Genomic DNA, 9919 nt, shown 5'->3' with positions numbered 1-9919 from the left:
GACCCTGGTAGCTAGCCAGAGCCCAAGGACAGATACAAGGGTGCGTCGCGCACCGGGGAGGCGTATCGGTGCGCACGGCGCACCCTACCCCGGTCGATGTTGGATTTCGCGGAGCTCAGTCGAATCTACGCGGTTTCGTCGAGGATGGCGAAAGAGAGAAAGGAAGTCAGGAGGCCGAGGGTGAGCACCACCGGTAGCAGCGGGAAGCACAGCATCAAAAGCGCCGCGCCGATCCAGAGATTCCTGACCCAGTTTTTCTTGAACCGGTATTCGCGCGTGTAACGGCGGGTGTGGTCGTCGAGGGGATCCGGGATACAGATTTCATTTTCCCGCGGCAGGAAAGCCCGCACCAGCAAAGTGCAATAGAACCGGATCAACACCAACAACATATATAGCCCACCGCTCGCAAACTGCCATCAACCTGAAGCCAGTTTCAGTATAGATGCTTGCGAATGGGCGACCCGGGAACCGGGTCGATCCCGGCGACCGTCGGCCGGGAACGCCGAGCCCTACCTCGGCAAGAGAGCCGCAGGCTCTCCCGTCTGTCAGCTATTTACTGTCGCGATACCAGTGCAACTTCTGGTGCAGACTCACGACACCGCCAATAATCGTCAACGCCGGTGCCTCCACCTGCTCGTCCACCGCCAGTTGCGGCAGCGTGGTCAGGTCGCCCACCACCACGCGCTGTTCGCGGGTGGTGCCCTTTTCTATCAGCGCAGCGGGCGTCTTGGGCGGCAGGCCGTGCATCATCAACTGACCACAGATGGTCGACAGGCCGGTGAGCCCCATGTAAAAAACCAGCGTCTGCCCCGGCACTGCCAGCTCTTTCCACGGCAACACCAGTTCGCCCTCCTTCAGATGACCGGTAATAAAACGCACCGACTGGGCGTGATCCCGATGGGTCAACGGAATACCGGCGTAGGTGGAACAGCCGGAGGCGGCGGTGATGCCCGGCACCACCTGAAAGGGAATACCGGCCTCGGCGATGCGATCGATCTCCTCGCCGCCGCGGCCGAAGATAAACGGATCGCCGCCCTTCAGGCGCAGTACCTTTTTGCCCTCCCGGGCCAGGTCCACCAGCAACTGGTTGATATCGTCCTGGGGCACCGAGTGGAACTCTTTCTTCTTGCCCACGTAGATACGATCGGCGTCGCGGCGCACCAGGTCGAGTACTTCGGTGGAAACCAGGCGGTCGTAGAGCACCACGTCTGCCTGCTGCATCAGTCGCAGCGCGCGGAAGGTGAGCAGGTCCGGATCGCCGGGGCCACCGCCGACCAGGTACACTTCCCCGCCCGGCATCGGGCTGCCCCGCCACTGCTCGAGTGCCTGTAGCAGCTCCGCTTCGCCCTCCCCGACCTTGCCGGCTTCAACCTTGCCGGCCACCGGGCCACTGAAGACCCACTCCCAGAAATCCTTGCGCCGGGCCTCCGGCAGTACCGCCTTCACCCTGTCGCGCAGTCGCTCTGCCAGTTCGGCCAGGGAGGCGATCCCCGGCGACAACAGCGCCTCGAACTGTGCGCGAATACGCCGCGCCAGTACCGGCGCGGCGCCGCCGCTGCTGATACCGATGGAAATCGGTCCGCGCTCCACGATCGCGGGGAAGGTAAAGGTACACAGCGCCGGGGAGTCCACCACATTGACCGGCAGACGCTGGGCGCGGGCATCGCGGGAGACGTCCGCATTGACCTGTCCGTCTTCCGTGGCGGCGATCACCAACTCGGCGCCGTCGAGAAAATCCGCATGGTAGCGGGATTCGAAATACTCGCCCTTGCTGTCTTTCACCAGTTGTCGCAGTTCGCCGGAAATCTCCGGGGAGACCACTACCAGGCGCGCGCCGGCCCTGTGCAACAGGCGCGCTTTGCGGGTGGCGATGGCGCCGCCGCCTATCAGCAGGCAGGGGCGATCTTTAAGGTCGAAGGCGAGTGGCAGGTAACGCACGGTTGGAACTTATTATTGCTGTGGTTTGGGTTCGGGGGCGGGGCGGCTGCCCTCTCCCCGGCCCCTCTCCCAATGGGAGAGGGGAGCTTTCTTTACAGAGATTCGGGGTCGATCGATTCCTGGCCGCGCATATAGGGACGCAGCGCTTCGGGTACTTCTATGCTGCCGTTTTCGCGCTGGTAGTTTTCCAACACCGCGATCAGGGTCCGGCCCACTGCCAGGCCGGAGCCGTTCAGGGTATGCAGCAGTTCGGGTTTGCCGGTTTCCGGGTTGCGCCAGCGGGCTTTCATGCGGCGCGCCTGGAAATCGCCCACCAGCGAGCAGGAGGAGATTTCCCGGTACTTTTCCTGGGACGGAATCCAGACCTCGATATCGTAGGTCTTGCGCGCGGCAAAACCGATATCGCCACCACAGAGGATAACCGTGCGGTAAGGCAATTCCAGTTTCTGCAGGATGGTTTCCGCATTCTGTGTCAGGGTCTCCAGTGCTTCTTCCGACTGGTCCGGCCGGGTGGCCCAGACCAGCTCCACTTTCTCGAACTGGTGCTGGCGGATCATGCCGCGGGTATCGCGGCCGTGGGAACCGGCCTCGGAGCGGAAGCAGGTAGTGTGGGCGACAAAGCGGTGCGGCAGGGAGTCCGCGTCCTCGACGATTTCGTCGCGGTAGAAATTGGTCAGCGGCACTTCCGCGGTGGGAATCAGGTAGAAGTCGCGCTCGTCGTTGAGCTTGAACAGGTCTTCCTCGAACTTGGGCAACTGCGAAGTACCGTAGAGGGAATCGGTGTTGACGATCACCGGTACATTGGCCTCGCGGTAGCCGTGCTCCTCGATATGGGTGTCGAGCATGAACTGCGCCAGCGCGCGGTGCAGTTTGGCTATCTGCCCGCTCATCACCGCGAAGCGGGAGCCGGTGAGCTTGGTGGCCATCTCGAAATCCAGCCCACCCAGCTTCGCGCCAAGGTCCACGTGATCCTGGACCTTGAAACTGAACGCACGCGGCTGGCCCCAGCGGCGCACTTCGACGTTGTCGTCCTCGCTCTCGCCTTCCGGTACGGATTCATCCGGCAGGTTGGGAATCGCGTAGAGGATTTCGTCCAGCTCGACCTGCAGCTCGCCCAGTGCGCTCTTGGCCTGATCCAGCTCACTGCCCAGGGACTCCACCTCTTTCAGCAGCGGCGCGATATCCTCGCCCGCCGCCTTGGCGCGGCCGATATTCTTCGACTTGCTGTTGCGCTCACTCTGCAGGGTCTCGGTGCGTACCTGCAGTTCCTTGCGGCGCTCCTCGAGTTTTTCGAGTTTTACCGTGTCCAGTTCCACGCCGCGCTTTTTCAGGGCCGCGGCCACCTGGTCCATTTGCGTTCGAATCAGTTTGGGGTCGAGCATCTCGTTGTTCTTACTGCTGGGTCCTCCACCGCGGGGCGGAGTCCGGTCGGTTAAAAAAACTTCATAAGCAGCGCCACGGTGGTGGCGGTGGCGCCGAGGCACAGAACCAGGCTGAGAGCCACGTAGGCCAGTGCCGTCAGGGGCTGGCCATTGTGCCACAAGATCAGGGTATCCAGCGAGAAAGTGGAAAAAGTGGTCAGCGCGCCGCACAGGCCCGTCATCAGCATCAGGCGCAGCTCTTCGCCCAGCATGGCGCGCTGGGCGATGGTCACATAGGCGATACCGATCAGGCAGGAGCCGAGCACATTGACGATCAGTGTGCCCAGTGGAAACTTGCCGTTGAATGCCGGGTAGGACCAGACCGTAATCAGGTGGCGAAGAATCGCTCCTATGGCACCGCCGAATGCTATTGCCAACCACTGCACGCCGCTTCTCCTTTCTGCCGGTTACTACTCAAGTTTCGGGGTTCTTGGTGCCTGTGGGTGGCACAAGCTGGAGCGGGGTGCGCCTTTCTGGGACTGTCTGCGAGAGGGGCCGAAGGCGCCGTGAATACCTGGAGCGGCCGGGACACCTCGCGGACAAGCCTACAGGGACGTATTGACGGCGTGTCCCAGAAAGGCGCACCCCGTTCCAGCTCCCTGAACTGACCCCCGAAGCTTGAGTTACTAGCCATTCTTATACCGCTGCCGATCACTCTCCCGATTCAGCCGGCGCAATGTCTCCAGTTTCTCGCCGATCTTCAGCTCCAGTCCGCGGGGTACCGGGTGGTAGTAGCGGCGTTCGGCGATCTCTTCGGGGAAATAGTTCTCGCCGGCGGCGAAGGCGTCCGCTTCATCGTGGGCGTAGCGGTATTCGGCACCGTGGGCCATGCTCTTGGCGAGCTTGGTGGGCGCGTTGCGCAGGTGGATGGGGACCTCGTAGCTGGGATCCCGGCGCACATCAGCCAGCACCCGGTTATAGGCGCTGTAGACGGCGTTGCTCTTGGCGGCAACGGCCAGGTAGGCGATCGCCTGGGCGATGGCGAGTTCGCCCTCGGGGCTGCCGAGGCGCTCCTGTACATCCCAGGCATTGAGGGCCAGCGGCAATGCGCGCGGGTCGGCGTTGCCGATCTCTTCACTGGCCATGCGCACGGTGCGGCGCGCGATATACAGCGGGTCGCAGCCGCCGTCGAGCATGCGCGCAAACCAGTAGAGGGCCGCGTCCGGATCCGAGCCGCGCACCGATTTGTGCATAGCGGAGATCTGGTCGTAGAAGTAGTCGCCACCCTTGTCGAAGCGGCGCACATCGGCGCTCAGCACTTCCGCCAGTACCGCTTCGTCGATCACCAGGCTGCCGCCTTTCTCTCCACTTTCCTCGCGCGACAGGTCGCAGGCGATTTCCAGCAGGTTGAGGGCGCCGCGGGCATCGCCATCGGCGGCGCGGGCAATCTCGGCCAGTACGCCGTCGGCGATGTCGAATTTCCGCGCCTTCAGTTCATCGTCGGACTGCAAGGCGCGCTCCAGCAGGCCCAGTAACTCTTCTTCATCGAGACTGCGCAGCAGGTAGACGCGGCAGCGGGACAGCAGCGCGTTGTTGAGTTCGAAGGCGGGGTTTTCCGTAGTGGCACCGACAAAGGTGACAGTGCCCTCCTCCACATAGGGCAGAAAGGCGTCCTGCTGGGCCTTGTTGAAACGGTGCACCTCGTCCACGAACAGGATGGTGCCACGGCCGAATTGGGCGTTGTGCTGCTCGGCCTCCGCCACGGCCTGGCGGATCTCCTTTACCCCGGCGAGCACGGCGGACAGCGTGGCGAAGCGTGCGTCGCACTCCTTGGCCAGCAACCGTGCAAAGGTGGTCTTGCCGACACCGGGCGGCCCCCAGAGCACCATGGAGTGCAACTGGCCGCGCTCCACCGCCTCGCGCAGCGGTTTTCCGGGCCCCAATAAATGCGTCTGGCCCATGTACTGGGCCAGGGTTTCGGGCCGCATACGCGCGGCCAGGGGCTGGTGTGTCGGGGCGGACTGGAAGAGGTCACTCATCTTTTATTACATCGGTCCCGGCGGGTGGCTCGAAGTTGAAGATTGCGGCGGAGAGTTCCGGGTTGGCGGTCATGCCGCTGAACTCGATATCGGTGATCTGGCCCATGCTGTCGCGCACGGTCATCGCAGACGGCATGCCGTCGTCGCCGAAGCGGATTTCCATGGTCTTGAACGGCGCCTCGGCGCGCTTGGGGGTCAGGTGGTAGGCGCCCTTCTCGCTGCTGACATTGAAGGAGCTGCGGATCTCCTCCACCTCGCCGCCAAGCAGCAGTGCCGGGGTTTCCTTGATGCGGTCGTCTACCGGGCGGATGGTTACCTGTTCCAGGTCCGGGTCGTAGAGCCACAGTTGCTTGTTGTTGGTGACCAGCAGTTGCGGGAACGGCTCGCCGGTCTTCCAGCGGAGCTTGCCCGGGCGCTGCACGGAGAAGTCGCCGCTGCTTTTCTGCAGCACTTCGCCGCGCTCGTCGGTCAGGGTCTGCCGGAATTTGCCGGACAGGGATTCCAGCGGCTGCAGCAATTGGCTCAGCTCGTCGGTGGCATCGGCCCAGGCGCCGCTGGCGCCAATCGCGAAAGCCAGCAGTGTATTGCGCAGAAAATTCTTCATAGCGGGATTCCAGTCTGGGGATTTCCTATAAGGCTAGCTGTCCGGAGGTGAAGCCTGGCTGAACCGGATTTGTCCTTATCCGTAGTCTTTCGCTGCGCTCACACGAACCTACACGGGAAGCAGGCACGCGGTGCGCCCTGCCCCTCTACTCCGGCATCAGGCCGGCGGTGGCGCCAGTACCTCGCGGGTGCCGTTGTGACCCGCGGGGGACACAACGCCGGCGGCCTCCATGGCGTCGATGATGCGCGCGGCGCGATTGTAGCCGATACGCAGCTGGCGCTGTACCGAGGAAATCGAGGCCTTGCGCGACTTGGTGACGAAGGCCACCGCCTCGTCGTAGAGGGCGTCGGTCTCCGGGTCGTCGTCCTCGCCGCCCTCGGTCTGCATGCCCGGTACCGGGATGCTGTTGTTGCTGTCGTCGACGATGCCGTCGATATAGTCGGGTTCGCCGCGGCGGCTCCAGTCGGCCACCACCTTGTGTACCTCGTGGTCGTCCACGAAGGCGCCGTGTACCCGCACCGGCACGCCGCTGCCCGGGGGCAGGTAGAGCATATCGCCGTGGCCCAGCAGTTGCTCAGCGCCACCCTGGTCGAGAATGGTGCGGGAATCCACCTTGGAGGAGACCTGGAAGGCGATGCGCGTGGGCACGTTGGCCTTGATCAGGCCGGTGATCACGTCCACCGACGGGCGCTGGGTGGCCAGCAGCAGGTGGATACCGGCGGCGCGGGCCTTCTGCGCGATACGGGCGATCAACTGCTCCACCTTCTTGCCGACGATCATCATCATGTCGGCGAATTCGTCGATCACCACGACGATGGCCGGCAGCGGCTCCAGATGCGGCGCCGTCTGCTCTTCCTCCGGCACACTGGACATGGGGTCCGGCTGCCACAGCGGATCCGGCAGCGGCTCGCCGGCGTCGCGGGCCTCGCGCACCTTGCGGTTGAAGCCGGCCAGGTTGCGCACGCCCATGGCCGCCATCAGCTTGTAGCGGCGCTCCATCTCGCCCACACACCAGCGCAGGCCGTTGGCGGCGTCGTTCATGTCTGTGATCACCGGTGTCAGCAGGTGCGGAATGCCCTCGTAGACCGACAGTTCGAGCATCTTCGGGTCCACCAGGATCAGCCGCACCTCTTCCGGTGTGGACTTGTACAGCAGCGACAGCAGCATCACATTGATGCCCACCGATTTACCGGAACCGGTGGTACCGGCCACCAGCAGGTGCGGCATCTTGGCGAGATCCGCCACCATCGGCGTGCCGGCGATATCGTGGCCCAGCGCCAGGGTCACGGAGGACTTGGCGTTGTCGTAGACATCGGCGTTCAGCACCTCGGTGAGACGCACCATCTGGCGGTTTTCGTTGGGAATCTCGATGCCCACGACAGATTTGCCGGGGATCACCTCCACCACCCGCACGCTGATCACCGCCAGCGAGCGCGCCAGGTCCTTGGCCAGGTTGGTGATCTTGCTCACCTTGACCCCCGGCGCCGGCTGTATCTCGAAACGGGTCACCACCGGGCCCGGCAGCACCGAGACCACTTCGGCCACCACGCCGAAGTCCTTGAGCTTCAGCTCCAGCAGGCGCGACAGCGCCTCCAGGGACTCGCGGGAGAAACCGTCTTTCTTGTTCTTTTCCGGCGGGTCCAGCAGCTCCAGCGGCGGCAGGGTCCCGGTCACGGGCCCCTTGAACAGCTCACCCTGTTTCTCCTTGGCCGCGCGCGGGCTCTGCTTGGGTTTGGGCGGCGAAGGCTCGATCTTTGGCGGCAGCCGCTTGGCGGTGCGCTGCTTCTCCTCCTCCACTGCCGCCTTGCGCACGACCACCGCCTCCCGGGCCGCGCGCTTTTCGGCGCGCTGGTGGCGGGCTCGCTCCAGGCGGCTACCCAACCAGGCGAAGAAGCCGAGGATATTGCGGCCGATGGCGTCGGCCAGTTTCAGCCAGGAGAGCCCGGTAAACACGGTGATGCCGATGGCGAAGAGCGCCAGCAGCAGGATAGTGGCGCCCACGTAGCCGAGGCTCTTCTCGGCTACGGCGGACACCGCGGCACCGATGATGCCACCGTTGGAGAAGGGCAAGGGGTCGGCGGCCTGGCTGAAACAGAGGGTGGCGATGGCGGCGCCGGTGACCAGCAGCAGGCCCAGGCCGAAGACCCGCAGTGCGAACAGCGGCCCGTGAAAGCGGGCATTGCGGTCGCGCAGGATACGGAAGGCGCGCCAGCCGATCAGCAGCGGGAAGACGTAGGCCATCCAGCCCAGCAGGGAAAGACAGACATCCGCCAGCCAGGCGCCGGTGGGGCCGATGGCATTGTGCACATCGCCGCCCCGCCCGGTGTGGGACCAGCCCGGGTCCTGCGGGAAGTAGCTCATCAGGCTGATGGCGAGCAGCAGCGCTCCCGCCAGCAGCGCAATCAGCGCGCCCTCGCGGAGTACGCGGGCAATCAGGGAGTCGGGCAGGCCGCCGTCGTCATCGGCGGTGTTGTCTGTCGCGCTATCGGCCTTCAATGGCTTACCTCGGTATTGGTGTTGCTTGTCTCTTCTCGAGCTGGCGGCGTTGCCTGCGGCTGTCGACTGTGTACTACAGACGGCATGGAAATGCTACCAGAGCCACCTTTAAGAGATTACTTTAACTATCTATTAGTTCAATTAAATCAACAATATAGAACATTGTCTTAACAAAATATGAGAAGTAGTTGGAGCTTTGTCGAACCCTGGCTGCCGGCCCCTGCAAAGGGTGGGATAGCGGCTCCCAATGAAACAAATAGGCTCAGGCTATTTCGTCGCCCCCCGGGCTTCGCCTATGATATCGCGCAACCTGATAGCCTCGACCGATCAAAATCTGGCCAAGCGGGGCAGCAGCCTCGGTGCTGAGTACACTGTTTTTCAATCACCTGTTTTAAGAGCGTTTCATGAGTAACAACCATCATCGACTGATTATCCTCGGTTCCGGCCCGGCCGGTTACACTGCAGCGATCTACGCGGCCCGTGCAAACCTCAACCCGGTAGTGATCACCGGTATGCAGCAGGGTGGCCAACTGACTACCACCACCGACGTGGAAAACTGGCCCGGGGGCGTCGCCGAACTGCAGGGGCCGGACCTGATGGTGCAGATGCAGCAGCACGCGGAACGCTTCGACACCGAGATCATCTTCGACCATATCGAGTCCGTGGATCTGAAGAACCGCCCTTTCACCCTGAAAGGCAACGAGACCTACACCTGCGACTCGCTGATCATCTCCACCGGCGCCTCCGCCCAGTACCTGGGCCTGCCCTCCGAAGAGGCCTTCCAGGGGCGCGGCGTCAGCGCCTGCGCCACCTGTGACGGTTTCTTCTACCGGGACCAGAAAGTGGCGGTCGTGGGCGGCGGCAACACGGCGGTGGAGGAAGCGCTATACCTGTCCAATATCGCCAGCGAGGTGACCCTGATCCACCGCCGCGACGAACTGCGCGCGGAGAAGATCCTGCAGGACCGCCTGATGCACAAGGTCGAGAACGGCAATATCAAGGTCCGCTGGCACCACACCCTCGACGAGGTACTGGGCGACGATAACGGCGTGACTGGCGCGCGCCTGCGCAACACCCAGGACGACTCCACCACGGAGCTGGACGTCTCCGGCGTGTTTATCGCCATCGGCCACAAGCCCAACACGGATATCTTCCAGGGCCAGCTGGAGATGAACGGCGGCTATATCATTGTGCACAGCGGCCTGAACGGCAACGCTACCCAGACATCCATTCCGGGCGTCTTCGCCGCCGGCGACGTGTCCGACCATATCTACCGCCAGGCGGTAACCTCCGCCGGTACCGGCTGTATGGCGGCGCTGGATGCGGAACGGTTCCTGGACGCGCAGTAGCCGGGAGCGCCGAGCCTCAGCTCGGCTTGCGGGCCGCAGGCCCGCCCGGCCAATGGTGCGCACGGCGCACCCTTGTCGCTGTAGGAGCCTGCTTGCAGGCGAAGGATTGGAGCCCCTGTTCATTTCGCCTGC

General features: G+C 63.6%; 8 protein-coding genes. 1 reads left to right on the top strand and 7 read right to left on the bottom strand.

Annotated features, from left to right (window positions below; all coding sequences use genetic code 11):
- Positions 1-125: 125 nt before the first annotated feature.
- From OQE62_RS11715 to OQE62_RS11685, 7 genes are all read right to left on the bottom strand, one after another.
- Complete coding sequence (locus OQE62_RS11715) at positions 126-389, bottom strand: hypothetical protein (protein WP_265722223.1); 264 nt, start codon at positions 387-389, stop codon at positions 126-128.
- A gap of 160 nt (positions 390-549) precedes the next feature.
- Positions 550-1938, bottom strand: a complete 1389-nt coding sequence (cysG, locus tag OQE62_RS11710) for a siroheme synthase CysG (protein WP_265722222.1) — start codon at positions 1936-1938, stop codon at positions 550-552.
- Between the two features lie 92 nt (positions 1939-2030).
- Positions 2031-3320, bottom strand: a complete 1290-nt coding sequence (serS, locus tag OQE62_RS11705; RefSeq protein ID WP_265722221.1) for a serine--tRNA ligase — start codon at positions 3318-3320, stop codon at positions 2031-2033.
- Positions 3321-3370: 50 nt separating this feature from the next.
- Positions 3371-3745, bottom strand: coding sequence for a fluoride efflux transporter CrcB (gene crcB / locus OQE62_RS11700; RefSeq protein ID WP_265722220.1), 375 nt, complete (start codon positions 3743-3745; stop codon positions 3371-3373).
- Between the two features lie 240 nt (positions 3746-3985).
- Positions 3986-5338 carry a replication-associated recombination protein A gene (locus OQE62_RS11695; RefSeq protein WP_265722219.1) on the bottom strand — a complete coding sequence of 451 codons (1353 nt, stop codon included), beginning with the start codon at positions 5336-5338 and terminating at the stop codon, positions 3986-3988.
- Positions 5331-5942, bottom strand: coding sequence for an outer membrane lipoprotein chaperone LolA (gene lolA / locus OQE62_RS11690; protein WP_265722218.1), 612 nt, complete (start codon positions 5940-5942; stop codon positions 5331-5333). Before lolA ends, OQE62_RS11695 begins: the two co-directional genes overlap by 8 nt.
- 156 nt (positions 5943-6098) lie before the next feature.
- Positions 6099-8438 (bottom strand): DNA translocase FtsK, encoded by a 2340-nt coding sequence (locus tag OQE62_RS11685; protein ID WP_265722217.1) that lies wholly within the window; start codon positions 8436-8438, stop codon positions 6099-6101.
- Between the two features lie 404 nt (positions 8439-8842).
- Here OQE62_RS11685 and trxB point away from each other — a divergent pair, with 404 nt between their 5' ends.
- Positions 8843-9787 (top strand): thioredoxin-disulfide reductase, encoded by a 945-nt coding sequence (gene trxB, locus OQE62_RS11680; protein ID WP_265722216.1) that lies wholly within the window; start codon positions 8843-8845, stop codon positions 9785-9787.
- Positions 9788-9919 lie beyond the last annotated feature (132 nt).

It is taken from the genome of Microbulbifer halophilus (assembly GCF_026183675.1).
Lineage (GTDB): Bacteria > Pseudomonadota > Gammaproteobacteria > Pseudomonadales > Cellvibrionaceae > Microbulbifer > Microbulbifer halophilus.
Note: the sequence above shows the minus strand (reverse complement) of the source record. Positions and strands in the feature narration are given on the sequence as shown.

Excerpts from the sequence above, each read along its gene's own strand:
- OQE62_RS11715 (WP_265722223.1), bottom strand. The coding sequence starts at position 389 with ATGTTGTTGGTGTTGATCCGGTTCTATTGCACTTTGCTGGTGCGGGCT.
- serS (WP_265722221.1), bottom strand. The coding sequence starts at position 3,320 with ATGCTCGACCCCAAACTGATTCGAACGCAAATGGACCAGGTGGCCGCG.
- OQE62_RS11695 (WP_265722219.1), bottom strand. The coding sequence starts at position 5,338 with ATGAGTGACCTCTTCCAGTCCGCCCCGACACACCAGCCCCTGGCCGCG.
- lolA (WP_265722218.1), bottom strand. The coding sequence starts at position 5,942 with ATGAAGAATTTTCTGCGCAATACACTGCTGGCTTTCGCGATTGGCGCC.
- trxB (WP_265722216.1), top strand. The coding sequence starts at position 8,843 with ATGAGTAACAACCATCATCGACTGATTATCCTCGGTTCCGGCCCGGCC.